14 protein-coding genes are annotated in these 18,073 nt (G+C 44.9%); 6 read left to right on the top strand and 8 right to left on the bottom strand.

Translation table 11 applies throughout. From position 1 onward, the window contains the following. Positions 1-66 precede the first annotated feature (66 nt). Both nqrF and accD read right to left on the bottom strand, forming a co-directional pair. The gene (nqrF, locus tag AAA938_RS00215) at positions 67-1,368 is read right to left on the bottom strand and encodes an NADH:ubiquinone reductase (Na(+)-transporting) subunit F (protein ID WP_338226631.1); all 1,302 of its coding nucleotides are present in this window, start codon (positions 1,366-1,368) and stop codon (positions 67-69) included. A 135-nt stretch (positions 1,369-1,503) separates the two neighbouring features. Then, positions 1,504-2,346, bottom strand: coding sequence for an acetyl-CoA carboxylase, carboxyltransferase subunit beta (accD, locus tag AAA938_RS00210; RefSeq protein WP_338226630.1), 843 nt, complete (start codon positions 2,344-2,346; stop codon positions 1,504-1,506). Positions 2,347-2,558: 212 nt separating this feature from the next. Between accD and AAA938_RS00205 the strand changes: the two genes are divergently transcribed. Further along, positions 2,559-4,193 carry a carbon starvation CstA family protein gene (locus AAA938_RS00205; protein ID WP_338226629.1) on the top strand — a complete coding sequence of 545 codons (1,635 nt, stop codon included), beginning with the start codon at positions 2,559-2,561 and terminating at the stop codon, positions 4,191-4,193. A 10-nt stretch (positions 4,194-4,203) separates the two neighbouring features. Here the strand turns inward: AAA938_RS00205 and AAA938_RS00200 are convergent, their stop codons facing one another. The 6 genes from AAA938_RS00200 to AAA938_RS00175 form a co-directional block, all read right to left on the bottom strand. Beyond that, the gene (locus AAA938_RS00200; protein WP_338226628.1) at positions 4,204-5,742 is read right to left on the bottom strand and encodes a vanadium-dependent haloperoxidase; all 1,539 of its coding nucleotides are present in this window, start codon (positions 5,740-5,742) and stop codon (positions 4,204-4,206) included. Between the two features lie 11 nt (positions 5,743-5,753). Further along, positions 5,754-6,695, bottom strand: coding sequence for a transporter (locus tag AAA938_RS00195; protein ID WP_338226627.1), 942 nt, complete (start codon positions 6,693-6,695; stop codon positions 5,754-5,756). Between the two features lie 134 nt (positions 6,696-6,829). Next, entirely contained in the window at positions 6,830-7,375 is a 546-nt protein-coding gene (locus AAA938_RS00190; protein WP_338226626.1) for a hypothetical protein, read from the bottom strand. A 380-nt stretch (positions 7,376-7,755) separates the two neighbouring features. Continuing rightward, positions 7,756-10,500, bottom strand: coding sequence for a translation initiation factor IF-2 (gene infB / locus AAA938_RS00185; protein WP_338226625.1), 2,745 nt, complete (start codon positions 10,498-10,500; stop codon positions 7,756-7,758). A 63-nt stretch (positions 10,501-10,563) separates the two neighbouring features. Beyond that, entirely contained in the window at positions 10,564-11,808 is a 1,245-nt protein-coding gene (gene nusA / locus AAA938_RS00180; protein WP_338221269.1) for a transcription termination factor NusA, read from the bottom strand. A 5-nt stretch (positions 11,809-11,813) separates the two neighbouring features. Then, the gene (locus tag AAA938_RS00175; protein ID WP_338226624.1) at positions 11,814-12,287 is read right to left on the bottom strand and encodes a ribosome maturation factor RimP; all 474 of its coding nucleotides are present in this window, start codon (positions 12,285-12,287) and stop codon (positions 11,814-11,816) included. Between the two features lie 317 nt (positions 12,288-12,604). Here AAA938_RS00175 and AAA938_RS00170 point away from each other — a divergent pair, with 317 nt between their 5' ends. The 5 genes from AAA938_RS00170 to rodA are packed head-to-tail and all read left to right on the top strand — an operon-like array spanning position 12,605 to position 18,068. Next, positions 12,605-13,633: a rod shape-determining protein gene (locus AAA938_RS00170; RefSeq protein WP_067542855.1), complete on the top strand. Its 1,029-nt coding sequence runs from the start codon at positions 12,605-12,607 to the stop codon at positions 13,631-13,633. A gap of 7 nt (positions 13,634-13,640) precedes the next feature. Further along, on the top strand, positions 13,641-14,480 hold the full coding sequence (mreC, locus tag AAA938_RS00165) for a rod shape-determining protein MreC (protein WP_338226623.1): 840 nt from the start codon (positions 13,641-13,643) through the stop codon (positions 14,478-14,480). Next, positions 14,470-14,991 (top strand): rod shape-determining protein MreD, encoded by a 522-nt coding sequence (locus tag AAA938_RS00160; RefSeq protein WP_338226622.1) that lies wholly within the window; start codon positions 14,470-14,472, stop codon positions 14,989-14,991. Before mreC ends, AAA938_RS00160 begins: the two co-directional genes overlap by 11 nt. After that, entirely contained in the window at positions 14,991-16,793 is a 1,803-nt protein-coding gene (gene mrdA / locus AAA938_RS00155; RefSeq protein WP_338226621.1) for a penicillin-binding protein 2, read from the top strand. The genes AAA938_RS00160 and mrdA overlap by 1 nt, the downstream gene beginning before the upstream one ends. Then, complete coding sequence (rodA, locus tag AAA938_RS00150) at positions 16,794-18,068, top strand: rod shape-determining protein RodA (RefSeq protein WP_338226620.1); 1,275 nt, start codon at positions 16,794-16,796, stop codon at positions 18,066-18,068. The last annotated feature ends 5 nt before the right edge of the window (positions 18,069-18,073 follow it).

Below are 18,073 nucleotides of genomic sequence, written 5' to 3'. Positions count from 1 at the left end.
AAATCAAAGTAAACAAAAATGGTACTAAACTAAAAAATCCCGCCTGAGCGGGATTTTATTTTTTGCTTATCCTCCGAAATCATCGAATCTGATATTCTCTTTAGGGATACCCAAGTCATCTAATAATTTGAGTACCGCAGCATTCATCAAAGGAGGACCACAGAGGTAATACTCTACCTCATCTGGCTCTGGATGATTCTTCAAGTAGTTGTCGTACAATACTTGGTGGATAAATCCGATATAACCATCACCTTCTCCATCCAAGGACTTTTTCACCTTCCAGTTATCTTCAGGAAGCGGTTCGGAAAGACCGATATGGAACTGGAAGTTAGGGAAGTCTTTCTCGATATCCCGGAAATGAGGTACATAGAAGAGTTCCTTCTTGGATCTACCTCCATACCAGTAGGACACTTTTCTTCCGGTCTTTTCAGTATGGAAAAGGTGGAAGATATGAGATCTTAACGGAGCCATACCTGCACCACCACCGATGTAGATCATCTCTCTTTCGGTTGGATTGATGTGGAATTCACCATAAGGTCCAGAGATAGTCACCTTGTCGCCGGGCTTTCTGGAGAATACATAAGAGGAACAAACTCCAGGATTCACATCCATCCATCTATTGTTTGCTCTATCCCAAGGTGGGGTAGCAATACGGATGGTCAGCATGATGATATTTCCTTCGGCAGGGTGATTGGCCATGGAATAGGCTCTGAAGAGAGGCTCATCATTTTTCATAACCAAGCTCCAAAGACCGAATTTATCCCAATCACTCTTGTAGACATCATTTGGGTGACCCAATTCAGGGTGAGGAGTGATGTCGATGTCTTTGAAATTAACCGTGATGGCGGGAACGTCAATCTGGATATATCCTCCTGATTCAAAATCAAGCGTTTCGCCTTCCGGCAATTTCACTTTAAATTCTTTGATGAAAGTAGAAACGTTGTAATTGGAAACTACTTCACATTCCCACTTCTTGATACCGAAGATTTCTTCCGGTACTCGGATCTTCATGTCTTGCTTTACTTTGACCTGACATGCCAATCGAACCTTTCCTTGCTGCTCGGCACGGCTCAGGTGACCCACTTCAGTAGGCAATACATCACCCCCACCTTCTTCTACCACGCACTTGCACATAGCGCAAGTACCGCCACCCCCACACGCAGATGGAAGGAAGATTTTTTGATTACCCAAGGTGGAAAGAAGGGTAGTACCTGCGGAAGTCACGACAGGATTTTTCTCATCACCATTGATGACGATTTTGACATCACCTGTATTGACCAGCTTGGACTGGGCAAAAAGCAGGATAAGTACCAGCAGCAGAATGATAACAGTAAATGCTACTATGGATGTAATAATTACAGAACCCATGAAATTTTTGTTTTACTTTTTCCTAGGAATAGCCCCTTTTTTGGGTGCACAAATATATTTATTAATCAGAAAAACAGGCCAAAAATGCAGGCAAATTTGACTTGTGTTTCAGATCCTTTTTACTCAAGTAACTGATTAATTGTTCAAGAGGTTTAGCAAAGTGGTGAGTCTTGATTTCAACTGCCTTCTATCGATGATGAAATCAAGAAATCCGTGTTCCAAAACAAACTCAGAACTTTGGAAACCTTTGGGAAGATCTTTCCCAATTGTCTCCCGGATAACCCTCGGGCCTGCAAATCCGATCAAAGCCTCAGGCTCGGCAATATTGAAATCTCCCAACATGGCATAGGAAGCCGTAACACCACCTGTAGTAGGGTCAGTCAAAAGGGAAATGTAAGGAATGGCTGCCTGATCCAAGAGCGCTAATTTGGCTGAAGTCTTGGCCATTTGCATGAGCGAAAAGCCTGCCTCCATCATTCTAGCGCCCCCTGACTTGGAGATCATCAAAAACGGAGCCTTGTGCTTCAATGAGTGATCAATGGCACGGGCAATCTTTTCTCCTACCACAGAACCCATAGAGCCTCCGATAAAAGAAAAGTCCATACAGGCTACCACGATATCCAATCCGTTCATTTTTCCATAGGCTGTACGGACCGCATCATTGAGCTCGGTCTTCTCTATCGTTGCTTTGATACGGGAGGAATAAGGCTTGGTATCGGAGAATTTAAGCGGGTCACCGGACCTCATGTCCTTGTCCAGCTCGGTGAATTTGTTTTGGTCGAAAATGATTTCAAAATATTCCTTGGAGCCGATTTTCACATGAAAATCATCGTCCGGACATACAAAGGAATTGTTTTTCAGCTCCCGGGTATGGATAATATTTCCGTTTGGAGTCTTAAACCAAAGTCCGTCGGGCGCATCTTTTTTCTCAGCAGTAGAGGTTTTAATGCCTTTATCAGTTCTTTTAAACCAAGCCATAAGGGTATATTAGGTTGTTTTTTGACGAGTCAAAGGCTACAAATTTAGACCTTATCTCCGTTAATTAAAATTAAAATCCAGAGAAGGCATCGGACCGGAAGAGAATCCCTTCTGTAAAATGACTTTTTCAAGACGTTAATTTTACATTATTTTGAAGGTATTCGGATCAACAGAATTTTGACCCTGTCTCCACTCCACTTATCCAAATAACCATGAGCTTATCCCTGCTCCTTCTAATTTCTGCTGTCATTTTGATCCTCGCCTACCGCTTTTACGGTCGGTTTGTTTACAACAAATTTGGTCTGAGCGACAGCCGAAAAGCCCCTTCGCATACACTGAGGGATGGAGTGGACTACGAACCGAGCAAACCCATCGTGGTTTTGGGCCATCATTTTGCTTCCATCGCAGGGGCAGGGCCAATTGTAGGACCAATTATCGCCGTTACTTTTGGCTGGATACCCGCTGTCATCTGGATTTTGGTCGGAGGTATTTTCTTCGGAGCAGTGCATGACTTGGGCAGTATGGCCGCATCTCTGAGGACGGAGGGAAAGTCCATTGGGGTCATTATCCGAAATCAAATCGGACCCAAAGGAAAGCAGCTGTTCGTCCTTTTTTCCTTCTCCACCTTAATTCTTGTAATCGGCGTATTCTCAGATATCATCGCTAAAACCTTTGTAGCCAATCCAGGGGTCGCTTCGGCATCGATTTTCTTTATTGGCTTGGCTGTTGCCTTTGGCATAGTCAACAGAAGAGTTGGGCAAAAGACGATTCCATTTCTTATCCTGACGGTTATTGGAGTGGTATTGATGTACTATTTTGTCTATCTCGGCACCCAGCTTCCTTTTGCATTAGACTATGAGGTCTGGATACTTTTGCTTTTGGGATACGCATTTTTGGCCTCAGTCACTCCTGTTTCTTTGCTTCTACAGCCTAGAGATTACCTAAACAGCTATTTGCTTTATGGGATGATGCTTGCTGCGGTTTTGGGTGTGTTTGTAGCCAATCCTCAAATCGAAATGACTCAGGAAATCCATACTTCAGACAAGAATCTGGGGTTCCTTTTCCCGGTTTTGTTTGTAACGATAGCCTGTGGAGCAATATCAGGTTTCCATTCCTTGGTGGCATCGGGGACCACATCCAAGCAGCTGGATAAGGAAAGCGATGCTAAGGTGGTTGGTTTTGGAGGAATGCTCATCGAATCCTTTTTGGCCATCATTTCTGTCGGGGCAGTAGTGGTCCTTTCCCGCACCGAATACGTTGACCGATTAGGCACCGAAGGTCCTGTTTCCTTATTTTCTACTGGACTGGGAGGTATGATTTCTACCTTGGGCATTCCCGAGCAATTTGCCGTAGGCTTTGTCGCTTTGACCGTTTCCGCCTTTGCTTTGACCACTTTGGACACCTGTACCCGACTGGCACGGTTTACCTTGCAGGAATATTTCGAAGATATGCCTCAGCCCGCTGCGAAGGTTTTGTCCAAAAACCGCTATGTCTCCACCCTGATTGTGGTGATTCTTTCTGTGCTTTTGCTTCTTTCCGGGGAGTTTTCTACTCTTTGGCCGATTTTCGGATCTGCCAATCAACTTTTGGCAGCACTTGCTTTATTGACCATTGCTGTGTGGCTGATTAAGAAAAACATCCCTGCGACCTTTGTGACGATCCCCATGTTTTTCATGTTTACCGTCACTTTGGCCTCCTTGGGATTATTTGCTTGGAAAAATTATCAGGAAAAGGGCTATGTCTTGGCAGTGATTGCTGCTTTGCTGTTTGTTCTGGCGATTTCCTTGATTTTCTTGGCCTTCAAGAGCTTGAAAGCAGAAGCCAAAGAACCGGCAAAGGTTCTTTGACTTCCAGAAATTACTGATCCGCTCCGTCTTGTTGAGCTCTCTGAATCGTGTATTGAGCCACATCCCGACCTTGATTGGTGCCGACTATGGCATCAAAAGTCCAGTGAATTCCTCCATAAACTCTGGAAATGGCTGCCTCCTCTGCCCATCCACGGAATAGATTGGCCTCATTAGGGAAAATGTAAGCCAACACCTCTGCAGCAGCCGATGAAAATACCGAATGCCCTGAGGTATACGCAGGGAAATTAGGAGTGCCTGCTATGGTCTCAAAACCGGGTATCAACTGAATGGGTCTGGGATAATGGTAGTAGTATTTGGCGTCCCAACAGCTGATTCCACCATCCATAATAGCCATATTCATATAGGCCAAAGTCCGGGCAGACCGAAGTGTGTTCATTTTGTATTGTACGATATAGCGGTTGGCAAAGTCATTCCAATGTCCCGGAGGAGTGTAGGTACTGAGGCCATCCTGCCAAAAATTGGCAATTCTCCTTCTCTCGCTGGTCCGGTTGGCCGCATAGTCTTTCAGTATTTTCACATCTTCTTCAAAAGCAGCCGAACCCAGGGTGGGAGGAATCCCCGGACGGGTATCTTCTACCCGGGACACATTCCACATTCTGACTTTTCCAAACAAAGGAGTCAATCCTACAGGTCGCTGTGGAGATTCCATATTTTCCCATTTCCATCCAAAACGCTCAAATGCTGCATTGGCAATAGAATCTGATACTGCTTTGGAAGTTTGTGCATTTTTCATCCCATCGTTTGCAGCACGAACCAAGGCCTTTTCGGCGATGTCATTCCCCAATTTTGACCCAGCTTCCAAATCGCTCTTGACGAATTCCCCGGAAAGCAGAAGACATTCCAAATGTTCTTTTTCCTTCTGTTCCAAATAGGCCGCTTCCAAAGGAAACATGGCGGTAAGGATTTTTCTCGAGGCGGTGGCTACGACCGCCCCGTCTGAAGGATAGGCGGGAATATCCTGATGCTTGTACGCATAAGGAATGGAAGGGTCAGCCACATAGGCTGCAGGTCTATTGAAAGTATATTTATAATGCCAAGCTGAAACCAAGCCATCGTATTGAGCCACCGACAGATAGGCCAATGCCCGGCTCGCATAAGGAGGATGAGCAAAGGGAAATGCGGGCGGACCTTCTGGATTGGAAGGATTGGGAAGGGTGTATGTCCCATCAGGATTTGGACCCGGAATTAGATTGTATTTGGCAATCAACTCGAGGGCTATTTCATTCCATCTTACCACGGGATTATTGGTCCAATAGGCCAAGTTTTTTCGCTGGGTAGAATTAATTTGCTGAATGGCAGATTTGGTCTCTGCCAACTCTGCCTGATAGGCTGCCGAGGTGACTTCTTCAGGTGCAGAAATAGTCAATTCTGCTCCAGATTCAATTAAAATCGGCTTCCAGTTTCCGCCATTTTCATCCCGGGATGCGAATTCATAGCTCTGAAAGGGAAGTTCGGTTTGGAGATCCTTTTCGCAGGAAAAAAGACCCAAAAGGACCAGGCAAAGGAAGCTAAGTATATATTTTTTCATTGTTTAATTGATTAGTTAAATAAGCCAAACTGATAAGTGAGTCCAGCGCCCACACTGGTCATTTTTGGTGCATTTCTTCCTCCAATCACTTGATTATAAGAGGCCAATACACCCAGACCCTTGATTTTGGGAAAGTAGTAGTGTGCAAAAAAACCAACTCGGTCCATATTGACCCGATTGGTAGGCTGAGGGGCATTGTAAGCCCGTATGTCATCTCCGAAGGTAGAGCGCTGCCCAACATAGCTTACTTCCAGCCTCAGGACATTTCCTTTAATCCATTTCCCAAAAACAGCTTCGTAGTTCCAGGAATTGGGCACATCCATCCAGGGAGTAAAGTAGCTCCCATCGTTGTAATAGTACTCGCGCTCAGCTTCCGTGTATCCCTTCCAAATGAAAGCACCTGATCCCCGGAAATAGAGTCCGTTCTCCAGTTTGTAGTGTAAAATTCCTCTCCAAGCCAACTGAGGAGCACCCAAACCCAAGGAATAGGGCTGATAATCCGAAAGGTAATTTGAAGCTCGATTGGAGAAATTCAGGGAGGCAAAAGCCGAGAATTCACCCTTTTCGTTTTTCTTTTGGTAAAGCTGATATTTCAACCCGATGGAATAATCCTGAATGCCTTGTGCTCCGGCAAACTTCCCCCCATTGGGGAGGGTAGAGTTGGTAGCCACGTAAGGAAGTCCGGCATAGATATTCAACTTGGGTGTCAAACCATATGCAGCCATCAGCAGGGCAGTCTTTCGCTGCACGGTGGCGATGGTACCATTGGTTCTGAGAAGTGCCCCTTCCCAGTATTCGTCAAACTGCCCGTATTCATAATATCCCAGGAAGCAGATTTCATGCTTGGGCATCATCAGCTCGTCCGTAGGGGATTGGGCAAAAGTATAGGTATAGGTGTATAGTCCCAGAAAGGTCAGAAATAGCCCTTTCAAGAACTTAGCATAGAAGTTCATGGAAATGATATTGATAGTAAACAGAGGGAAAAGAGGGAAAGCAGGAAGCCCCAGGCAAATGGGATTTCCTGCTTAAGTGAAATTAAGTACATCCCCAATCACTCCACCCTAAGGAGTAATCGGGAATTTCGCCTTTAGGAAATCTGCGGAGGGGGTGAGTCTAGATTGAAATAAGGACTCATGTAAGCTGAAAAAATAAACCCAATCTGTATTTCGTAGCCTGAACGCTCTGCGATAGGCAAAGAGTACAAGTCAGACTCAACATAGTCTTTGGCGAAAAGCTTGATCATGCTTTTGCCATTTTGATCTTGCGGTAGTTCATCATCCACGAGAGAGGAAATCCACTTTTTCACAGAGGTTTCCAAAACCCTACGGGAAGTATCCGGGACATAGACAATCTGAAGCGTATCATTTTGATAGCGTTGTTTGATGGCACGGAAGTATTTCCCGTCTTTTTCAAATCGCGTGTTGGTAGCCTGAAAATCATCCTGATTGGCCATGTAGGGAGCCGAAAGGGGAATTTCCATCATTCTCTCCTCAAGGGAGCCCAGTTGCTCGCTGTAAATCTTGTCTTTCCAACTCGACTCCAAAGAGTAGGTAGCAGAAAAATAAAATCCATAGTAGCCAAAATGATAGATGGCAAAGCAAATCAAAAGTGCTATGGAAATGATTTTTCTCAAGGCTGGATCAATGAAACTGAAAATTGAAGTTTTTTTTTCAGATAGAAAAATCAAGGCCTCTAAAATATTAGCAATAAATAGTTTGTTTGGTGAAGGTGAAAAATTTCAATCCATTATTCTGAATTCACTTAACCAAATAAAGTAAAATGAGAAGGGCCCCTAGAATGAGCATAAGAAATCCATAAAACTTAATGACCAAAAGCCGATTGAATCGGTCTAAAAACCAAAGCACTAACACCGGACGGATCAATCCCAAAATCAGGGAAAGACTTGAATATAGAAAAAGGCCGATCAGAATAATGCGAAAAGCTTCTACCATGCCCCAAAACTAAAAAAGGAACGGCGAAACCGTTCCTTTTTATCTGAAGAAAGAAATCTGATTACTTCTTCCTTTTTATTTCTCTCATTTCATAGCCTTCAATCGTATCATCTATTTGGATATTATTGAAATTCTTGATGGAGATACCGCATTCGTAACCGGCTTTTACTTCAGCTACATCATCCTTGAATCGCTTCAATTGATCGATTTCACCCTCGTGAATTACAATACCATCGCGAATGATTCGGATTTTGTTCTTTCTGGTGATGTATCCGTCTGTAACATAAGAACCTGCCACTGTACCCACTTTGGAGATTTTGAAGACTTCTCTCACCTGAATATTTCCTGTGATTACCTCTTCAAATTCCGGCTCAAGCATACCCTCGATTGCATCCTTGATCTGATTGATCGCATCGTAGATGATAGAGTAGTGTCTGATTTCGATTTCCTCCTGCTCGGCAAGTTTCTTAGCGTTGGTAGAAGGACGAACCTGGAAACCGATAATGATCGCATCTGAGGCAGATGCCAACAAAACATCGGATTCGGAGATTTGCCCCACACCTTTATGGATGATGGATACTTTTACTTCTTCTTTAGATAGCTTCAACAAGGAATCAGACAAGGCTTCCACGGAACCATCCACGTCACCCTTGATGATGATGTTAAGTTCTTTAAAGCTACCGATAGCCAATCGACGTCCGATCTCATCCAATGTGATGTGCTTCTTGGTTCTTAAGCTCTGCTCTCTTTGGATTTGCTCTCGTGAATTGGCGATTTCTCTTGCTTCACGCTCAGTATCGTACACCTTAATGGTATCACCTGCTTGTGGCGCACCGCTTAGACCCAATACCTGAACTGGCGTGGAAGGTCCGGCTTCTTTTACTTTCTTTCCTTTGTGGTCAAACATCGCCTTGACCCTACCGTAGTGCTGACCTGCTAGCATCACGTCTCCGATTCGGAGTGTACCAGCCTGCACCATGATTGTGGCCACATAGCCACGACCCTTGTCCAAAGAGGCTTCGATTACTGTACCCACGGCATTTTTATCCGGGTTGGCTTTCAGTTCGAGAATCTCAGATTCCAGCAATACTTTTTCCAAAAGCTCATCTACACCCTGACCTGTCTTGGCAGAGATGTCTTGAGACTGGTATTTTCCACCCCACTCTTCTACAAGAAGGTTCATTCCAGCTAGCTCTTCCTTGATTTTTTCAGGACGGGCGTTTGGCTTATCCACCTTATTGATGGCAAAGATCATCGGAACACCTGCAACCTGAGCGTGATTGATCGCTTCTTTGGTCTGAGGCATGATACTGTCGTCAGCGGCAATCACGATGATCGCCACGTCGGTTATCTTGGCACCTCTCGCTCTCATCGCGGTGAAAGCCTCGTGACCCGGTGTATCCAAGAAGGCAATTTTATGTCCTGTTTTGGTCATTACATCATAGGCCCCGATGTGCTGGGTGATTCCCCCGGCCTCTTCGGCTGTCACTTTGGACATACGGATGTAATCCAGCAAGGAAGTCTTTCCGTGGTCTACGTGACCCATGATGGTGACAATAGGAGCTCTCTCTTCCAAATCCTCCGGATCGTCTTCTACTTCCTCCACGATTTCATCTTCGATAGATTTGGTGAACTCTACATCGTATCCAAATTCATCTGCGATAATGGTAATCGCTTCGGCATCGAGTCGCTGATTGATTGATACGAACATGCCCAAGGACATGCAGGCCGAAATAATCTGATTGACGGTCACGTCCATCAAGGAAGCCAAATCGTTGGCCGAAATAAATTCGGTCACTTTGAGGATTTTTGTCTCCTCTCCTTCCATTTCCACTTCCCGATCACGGTCAGCTCTCTTATCTCTTCTGGATTTGGTCTTACCTCCTGGCTTATTGCCCTGAAGTCTTGCCAAAGTCTGCTTGATCTGATCCTGGATTTCTTTTTGAGTAGGCTCAGCTTTTTGAGTACGCTGCTGATTTTGATTGCCTTTGCCTTTTTGATTTCCCGGCTTTTGTCCACGATTGTCAGGCCTGTTGGTATTTGGTGCACCTCCCGGCTTGTCTATGCGTTTTCGAGGACGTTTTTTATCTCGGTTTCTCTCGTCGGAGGAGGCTACTGGACCGCCTTTTTTCTTAGACTTATCTACCGGTAATTCGATTTTACCCAAAACGGTAAGTCCCTTCAGGGAATCTGCCTTAGCAGAAATCAAATCTACCTCTTCTTGAGAGGCCGGTTCCTGAACAGGCGGAGGTGTAGGAGTGGCTGGCTTAACAGGAGCTGGTTTAGGCTGCTCCTGCTTAGGTTTTTCAGCAGGTTTTGGGGCTGGAGTTGGAGCTGGCTTTGGCGCTTGAGGCGCAGGTGCCGGCTTAGGCTCTGGCTTGGGTGGAGCTGGCTTTTTGTCCAGATCGATTTTTCCCAAGATTTTAATTCCTCCCAGTTTGGGAGCTTCTGTGCTGACCTTTTCTACCTCAGGCTCTGGAGCTGGAGCAGGTGGAGGGGTAGGAGTAGGTTTTGGCTGAGGCTCTGGGGCAGGTGGAATCACCGGCTCAGGAGCACGATCTACTTCAGGCTCGATAGAAATCGGCTCATGTCTCTTCCCAATAGAAAGATGGGAAGCCTCTTCTTTTTCCAGTGCAGAGGACTTGAATTCCTTTTCCAGCATGGCCACCTGCTCCATGTTAATTTTGGAATTGGGATTGTCCTGCACTTCAAAGCCCTTTTTGCCCAGAGACTCCACGATGGTTGCTGTTCCCACGTTGAGTTTCCTGGCTAAAGCGCCTAATCGCATCATTTTTTCTTCTGACATAAGCAAAAACCTCTTTCGAAATCTTAAGTAAAATTAGGGTATTCTTCGGGGTATATCCCCTTATTATTGTTCAAATTCTGTACGGAGGATCCTGAATATTTCATCAATGGTCTCCTCTTCCAGTTCTGTTCTTCTAATCAAATCTTCTTTGGTCAGTGCCAAAACACTCTTAGCTGTATCCAAACCGGTCTTTTTCAGCTCGTCGATGATCCATTCGTCGATCTCATCAGAGAACTCTTCCAAGACCACATCTTCCTCTTCGTATTCGCTCAATTCACGGAATACGTCGATCTCATAACCCACCAATCTACTGGCAAGCTTGATATTGTGCCCTCCTTTACCGATGGCAAGGGATACCTGATCCGGCTTTAAGAAAACAGAAATTCTTTTGGTATCTGCATTCACAGAAATTGAAGATACTTTGGCCGGGCTCAGGGCGCGGGACACATATAGCTCCAGATTTTCTGTGTAATTGATCACATCGATATTCTCATTTTGAAGCTCACGAACCACTGCGTGGATTCTTGAACCTTTCATTCCGACGCAAGCGCCCACAGGATCAATTCGATCATCGTAAGACTCTACGGCTACTTTAGCTCTCTCTCCCGGCTCACGCACGATTTTGATAATGGTGATCAAACCGTCGTACACCTCAGGCACTTCGTTTTCGAAAAGTCTCTCCAAGAATACCGGAGAAGTTCTTGAAAGGATCACCTTAGGATTGCCATTGATCATATCTACTCTATGTACGATCGCCTTGACTGTATCTCCTTTTCTGAATCTATCCTTTGGGATCTGCTCACCCTTAGGCAAAACCAATTCATTTCCTTCAGAATCGATCAACAAAATCTCTCTGCTCAGGATTTGATAGACCTCAGCTGAGATGATTTCACCAACCTGCTCTTCGTACTTATTGTAAAGAATATCTTTCTCCAAGTCTTTGATTCGCTGAATAAGGGTCTGACGAGCCATTTGAACCGCTCTTCTACCAAACTCTTCCAGCTCAATCTTTTCGTACACTTCCTCGCCGATTTCAAAATCAGGCTCGATTTTCTGTGCATCAGTGAGGCTGATTTTGTCAAAATCCCAAATATCCTCCGAGTTGTCATCTACAATCTCCCGAATACGGAAAATCTCCAAATCACCCTGATCGGCATTGATGGTCACATCAAAGTTCTCATCCGTTTCAAACTTTTTACGGATCATCGCGCGAAACACATCTTCCAGAATACGGATCATGGTAGGTCGATCCACATTTTTAGACCTTGCAAACTCTGCAAAGGATTCTATTAAGATTTTGGCATCCATTGGATTTATTTAAAAGATACTTGTACGATTGATTTCTTAATTTCTGAATAGGGAATACTCAACTCTTCTTCCCGGGCTTTTTTGCCCTTTTCTTTGACTTTGATCAAAAGCTTGATTCCCGAATCTTCTACTGCAATCAACTTGCCTTTTTGTTCTTCACCTGAAGACAGCCATACTCTGAGCTCACGCCCTACATTTTTCTGATACTGCCTTGGAGTCGCCAAGGGATAATCCAACCCAGGGGAAGAAACTTCCAGCACAAATGCATCTACAATAGATTCGTCGGCTTCCAATTCCTCTCCAATGGCTCGGCTGACTCGAGCACAGGTGTCAATGGTGACTCCTTGGTCGGCGTCGATCAGTACCATAATCTTTGACTTTCCGTTTTTGTCTTCCATTTTGACCTCCACCAGAAAGTGGGAGTCATCCGGAAGGTACTTTTTAGCCAAGTCTTCAATAGTATGCCGCTGTATGCCCATAGGTTAGGATAATGAAAGAGGGGACTTGCTGTCCCCTCCAGAAACTTTCGAATACGCCGCAAAAATAAGACAAAGATTTTCGAATTGCAAAAAGCTTCCTCTCATTCACTTATTAATAAATAGCTCAAGGATAAGAAAACCATACTTTACCAGGGAAAATAGCTTTGGCCCTTGCGAACAGCAATTCTGTAAAAATTTCTTCTTTCCCTGAGTTTTATCGATTTAAGATAATAATTTTGCCGACCCGCGTTTAAAATCAGTATCGAGGTACTATCTTAAACCTTCAACACCAACTCCAATCCAATCAAAAGTATAAAATGGGATTATTTGATTTTTTCTCAAGTGACATTGCCATCGACTTGGGTACAGCCAACACGCTGATCATCCACAAGGACAAAATTGTCGTGGATGAGCCCTCAATCATTGCCATTGACAAGACCAATAATCGGGTCTTGGCTGTGGGAAGAGAGGCCATGAATATGCATGAGAAAACCCACGAAAACATCAAAACCATCCGACCGCTAAAAGACGGGGTAATTGCCGACTTTTATGCTGCCGAGCAGATGATCAGAGGCCTAATCAAGATGATCCCGGGTCAGAAAAAAGGAATGTTTCCTCAATCTCACCGCATGGTCATCTGTATTCCTTCAGGGATTACAGAAGTAGAGAAAAGAGCCGTCAGAGACTCTGCTGAGCATGCCGGGGCCAAGGAAGTCTACATGATTTATGAGCCCATTGCGGCTGCAATCGGTATTGGAATTGATATTGAAAAGCCCATGGGTTCGATGATCGTGGATATCGGAGGTGGTACTACAGAAATCGCTCTGATCGCCCTTTCCGGTATCGTAGCTGATCAATCCATCCGTGTAGCAGGAGATACCTTTACCAAGGATATTCTGGACTACATGAGAAGGCAGCATAACCTTCTGATTGGTGAGCGCTCAGCAGAAAAGGTGAAAATAGCCATCGGTTCTGCCCTGACTGAACTGGACGAGGCTCCTGAAGACTATGAAATCAGAGGTAGAGATTTGATGACCGGGATTCCAAAAGTTATCAAAGTATCTTATTCTGAAATTGCCTTTGCTCTCGATAAGTCCGTTTCGAAAATCGAAGAGGCTGTGCTTAAGGCATTGGAAATTGCTCCACCGGAACTTTCGGCGGATATCTATGACAACGGGATTCATCTCACCGGAGGCGGTGCTCTCCTGAAAGGTCTCGATAAGCGTCTACACCAAAAGACCAAACTACCCATCCACATAGCCGAGGATCCACTTCGCGCTGTAGTGAGAGGCACGGGAACGGCTTTGAAAAACATCCAAAACTTCCGAACTGTACTGATGACCTAATCGCTGAATGCTACGCATCCTTCAATTTCTTTATCGATTAAGAGCATTCCTATTATTCATCCTCTTGGAAGTGATTGCCATCTGGATGGTCGTCACCAACAACTCCCCTCAAGGAGCCGCATTTTTCAACAGTTCCAACGCAGTAATTGGCTCTGTACTGAAAAAACAGGCTGACTTGGTGCAGTTCTTTTCCCTGGCTGAGGCCAATGAGTCACTGACTGAGGAAAATGCACTCATCCGATCTCAACTTACCTTCCTGACCTATCCGTCAGACAGCATGCACCTTCCTTTAGACTCTGCCCTTGAGGCGACTTATGAGTTTAGAGGAGCAAGAGTGATAGCCAATTCACTTCGCTTTGCACAGAATTACCTGACGCTCAACAAAGGAAAAAAGCACGGTGTAAAGCCGGGTATGGGTGTATTCAATCCTGACGGAGTCGTAGGTAGGGTGAAATCCGTATCGGAAAATTACTCGGTAGCCTTTTCCCTACTCAATACCGGACTTTTGCTTTCTGCAAAAATCAAATCGACCAATGACTTGGTGTCTGTACAATGGGATGGAAAAAACTCACTGGAAGCTAATCTGCTCTATGTACCCCGGCACGTGATTACCAATCCAGGAGATACTGTAATCACCTCGGGTTTCAATGCCGTTTTTCCGGAAGGGATTCCAATAGGGATCATTAGCGAGGTCAACCCTGACAATGAAGACCCGAATTATCTGAAAATCAGGATCAAGTTAAGTACAGATTTCAGCAAGGTCAGCTATGTCTATTTGGTGGAAAACACTCAGTTTGAAGAATTGGATTCCCTCTATCAACAGTCGGAGATAAGCAATGAATATTAGAAGCCTGATATCCTATGTACTGAGCCTTTTGGCTTTATTGCTTATCCAGATTTTCTTTTTGAAAAATCTGGCACTCTTCGGTCAGGCCTTTGCATTCCTGTATTTGTTGGGAATTTTGCTTTTGCCGATCAGTATTCGACCAATTCCTCTGCTCTTGATCGCTTTTGGTATGGGATTCGTGGTAGATGTATTCTACGAAACAATCGGTATCCACATGGCAGCAGCAACACTCTTGGCATTCTTCAGGCCTCTTTGGCTTAAAGTAATCAGCCCCACAGGAGGCTATGATGACTTGCAGGCACCGACTTTGGGAGAAATGGGCTTGGGGTGGTTTTTAAGTTATGCTTTTCCCCTCGTTTTCGTCTTCTCCATGGCCTTTTTTGGCATTGATCAGTGGGGATTTGGAAGCTTTTTTTCTATCCTGACAAAAAGTCTTTTTTCCTCGATTTTCACTTGCCTTTTGGCTATACTTGTACAACTGCTATTCTTCAAACGTAGGAGGGGAATCTGATGAATGATCAAAGACCGGTAATCATTCTCATCTTTATTTTCCTGGTGAGTTTGGTTCTGCTTGTCAGACTATTTTCTATTCAAGTACTTGATGACAGCTTTTTGAAAAAAGCTGAACGGAACGCTATCCAACGAATCGTAGACCACCCTTACCGAGGCTTGGTTTATGACCGCAACGGAGAACTTTTGGTCTACAATAACCCCATCTTTGATCTGATGGTGGTACCCAAAGAGCTGAAAATTCAGGACACCCTACAGTTTTGCAAGCTGTTTGAAATCTCCAAAGAGGACCTCAATGTAGCCTTGACAGCAGCCAGAAAGTATTCTTCTGTCAAGCCCTCTCCTCTGATCAAGCAAATCTCAACCACGGATTTTGCCCGTATTCAGAATTTCCTGGTGGACTACCCAGGACTATTTATCCTTACTCGATCCGTAAGGTCTTATCCCAACTCCACTGCAGCCCATGCTTTAGGCTATATTGGAGAGATCAGCGCTGGTCAACTCGAAGGGGATACCACCAAATACTATACTCAGGGAGACTACGTGGGCTTGAGTGGGCTTGAAAGGTATTATGAAAATGACCTGCGGGGCAAGAAGGGAGTCAAATACAAAATGGTCAATGTCCGTGGCGTGGACAAGGGACCATTCAAAGACGGGGAATACGACACAGCTTCTGTAGCCGGTAAAAACATCACCTCCACGCTGGACATGGAGCTTCAGCGCTATGGGGAAATGCTCATGCAGGGCAAAAAGGGCTCTGTAGTGGCCATAGAGCCAAAAACTGGAGAAATTCTGGCAATGATTTCAGCTCCATTCTATGATCCTAATGAATTAACAGGAGCAGATTTTGGAAAAAATTACCTCAAACTGAACCGGGATCCTGAAAAGCCTTTGTTCAACAGACCGATCATGGCCACCTATCCTCCCGGGTCCATCTTCAAGATCGTACAAAGCCTGATTGGACTCCAGGACGGAATTTTGGTTCCGGAAACCACCTTCTCCTGCAACCGTTCCCTGGTGGCTTGCCACAACCATCCGAGTCCAGTCAATCTCTTTGGAGCCATCCGTAATTCCTGTAACCCTTACTACCATCAGGCTTTTCGTCAGATCATTAACAGGGAAGTCGTCTCCAATACATTCAAAGACACTGAGATCGGTCTAAATGACTGGAGAGAAAAAGTAATGCGCTTTGGGCTGGGCTCCAATCTGGGAGTGGACATCACCAATGAGAAATCAGGTCAGATTCCTTCGGGGAATTACTACAACAAAATCTACGGGGAAGGAAGATGGAAATACTCCACCATCTACTCACTATCTATCGGACAGGGAGAGATGCTGGTGACTCCACTGCAAATGGCCAATTTGGCTGCCATCTTTGCCAATAAAGGGTACTATTACATCCCTCACCTGATCAAAGCAGTAGACGGTGACCCTACACTCATCCCCGGCAAATACCAAATCAAAAGAGAGGTCGGTGTAGATGCCCGCCACTTTGATCTGATTCAGGATGCCATGGCGGAGGCGATTTACGGTACGGCAGCTCGGGCAGCAATGACAGACATTACTCTAGCAGGTAAAACCGGTACAGCTCAAAATCCACATGGAGAAGATCACTCGGTCTTTATTGCTTTTGCCCCTAAGGAAGATCCAAAAATCGCAATCGCGGTCTATGTGGAAAATGCTGGCTGGGGAGGTAGAGCAGCTGCGAGTACTGCTTCTCTGATGATAGAGAAATACCTCAAGGGAGAAGTAACCAGACAAGCCTTACAAGATTATGTGATGGCTGGCAATTTTATTTATTAAATGAGAGAATCAGATATTCAAATCAGCCGGGTAGATTGGAGTGTAGTCCTGATCTATTTTGCCCTAGTCATTTTTGGCTGGTTCAATATCTATGCGGCAGTGTACGATAGCCAGGCTCCTCAAAGCATGTTTGATATGTCCATCAATTCCGGACAACAGCTGGTGCGAATTGGGATTTCAGTCATCTTGATCATTCTGATTATGGTGGCGGATTACCGGTTTTTTGAAAATCTCTCCCTGTTTATCTTCCTCTTTTTCGTAGCGCTACTTGTAGTCACCCCATTCATAGGAAAAGAGGTCAATGGACAGGTCTTGTCCATCGGTTTCGGCAGCTTCAGAATTCAGCCTGGGGAATTTGCCAAGTTTGCTACGGCTTTGGCTTTGGCCAAAATCATGGAACGCCCCACCTTTGACCTTACCAAAACCAAAAATCAACTGATCGCTTTCGGGGTACTATTTATCCCAATTCTCTTGATTTTGCTTCAGCCGGATACAGGAACGGCCATGGTGTTTTTTGCTTTCCTGCTGATGTTTTACAGAGAAGGGCTACCACAATGGTATTTCGTCTTGGGCTTTGGGATTGTGGCTTTGGCTCTATTGGCTTTGGGGATAGAAAACAACCTCTATCTGGTAGGGGCTATCATTCTGATTGTGGTCGTTTTATCGCTTTTGGGAAGAAAGAGTATGAAAAAAACTTTGGTACTCTCTCTAATTGGCTTGGGGCTGATTGCCTTTACTTATTCATTGGATTACGTAGTATCCAAACTCCCTCCCCATCAGCAAAACCGAATCATGGTACTTTTCAACCCCAATATTGACCCTTTGGGTGTGGGATGGAATGTCACCCAATCCAAGATTGCGATCGGTTCAGGCGGACTTTTTGGGAAAGGCTACCTGGAAGGAACTCAGACCAAGTTTGATTTTGTGCCAGAGCAGCATACAGATTTTATTTTCTGTACTCTAGGAGAAGAGTTCGGTTGGATGGGTAGCTTGATTGTAATCGGCCTGTTTACTGGCCTGCTCTATCGGCTGGTAATCATGGCTGAGCGCCAAAAAACACGGTTTTCAAGAATCTATGGCTATGGAGTGGTGTCAATTCTCCTCTTCCACTTCATGATCAATATCGCCATGACCATCGGGCTTTTTCCTGTGGTGGGAATACCTCTACCTTTTTTCAGCTATGGAGGATCCTCCCTTTGGTCATTTACGGTTTTGCTCTTCATTTTTGTCAAGCTGGACTCCTCAAGAGTAGCCCAACTTGGACGTCTGAGTTGATTGAT

It is taken from the genome of Algoriphagus taiwanensis, assembly GCF_036245645.1.
Taxonomy (GTDB): Bacteria; Bacteroidota; Bacteroidia; order Cytophagales; family Cyclobacteriaceae; genus Algoriphagus; species Algoriphagus taiwanensis.
Note: the sequence above shows the minus strand (reverse complement) of the source record. Positions and strands in the feature narration are given on the sequence as shown.

Bases quoted from the DNA above. Each gene is read 5' to 3' on its own strand.
- nqrF (WP_338226631.1), bottom strand. From the start codon at position 1,368: ATGGGTTCTGTAATTATTACATCCATAGTAGCATTTACTGTTATCATT.
- accD (WP_338226630.1), bottom strand. From the start codon at position 2,346: ATGGCTTGGTTTAAAAGAACTGATAAAGGCATTAAAACCTCTACTGCT.
- AAA938_RS00205 (WP_338226629.1), top strand. From the start codon at position 2,559: ATGAGCTTATCCCTGCTCCTTCTAATTTCTGCTGTCATTTTGATCCTC.
- AAA938_RS00200 (WP_338226628.1), bottom strand. From the start codon at position 5,742: ATGAAAAAATATATACTTAGCTTCCTTTGCCTGGTCCTTTTGGGTCTT.
- AAA938_RS00195 (WP_338226627.1), bottom strand. From the start codon at position 6,695: ATGAACTTCTATGCTAAGTTCTTGAAAGGGCTATTTCTGACCTTTCTG.
- infB (WP_338226625.1), bottom strand. From the start codon at position 10,500: ATGTCAGAAGAAAAAATGATGCGATTAGGCGCTTTAGCCAGGAAACTC.
- nusA (WP_338221269.1), bottom strand. From the start codon at position 11,808: ATGGATGCCAAAATCTTAATAGAATCCTTTGCAGAGTTTGCAAGGTCT.
- AAA938_RS00175 (WP_338226624.1), bottom strand. From the start codon at position 12,287: ATGGGCATACAGCGGCATACTATTGAAGACTTGGCTAAAAAGTACCTT.
- AAA938_RS00170 (WP_067542855.1), top strand. From the start codon at position 12,605: ATGGGATTATTTGATTTTTTCTCAAGTGACATTGCCATCGACTTGGGT.
- mreC (WP_338226623.1), top strand. From the start codon at position 13,641: ATGCTACGCATCCTTCAATTTCTTTATCGATTAAGAGCATTCCTATTA.
- AAA938_RS00160 (WP_338226622.1), top strand. From the start codon at position 14,470: ATGAATATTAGAAGCCTGATATCCTATGTACTGAGCCTTTTGGCTTTA.
- mrdA (WP_338226621.1), top strand. From the start codon at position 14,991: ATGAATGATCAAAGACCGGTAATCATTCTCATCTTTATTTTCCTGGTG.
- rodA (WP_338226620.1), top strand. From the start codon at position 16,794: ATGAGAGAATCAGATATTCAAATCAGCCGGGTAGATTGGAGTGTAGTC.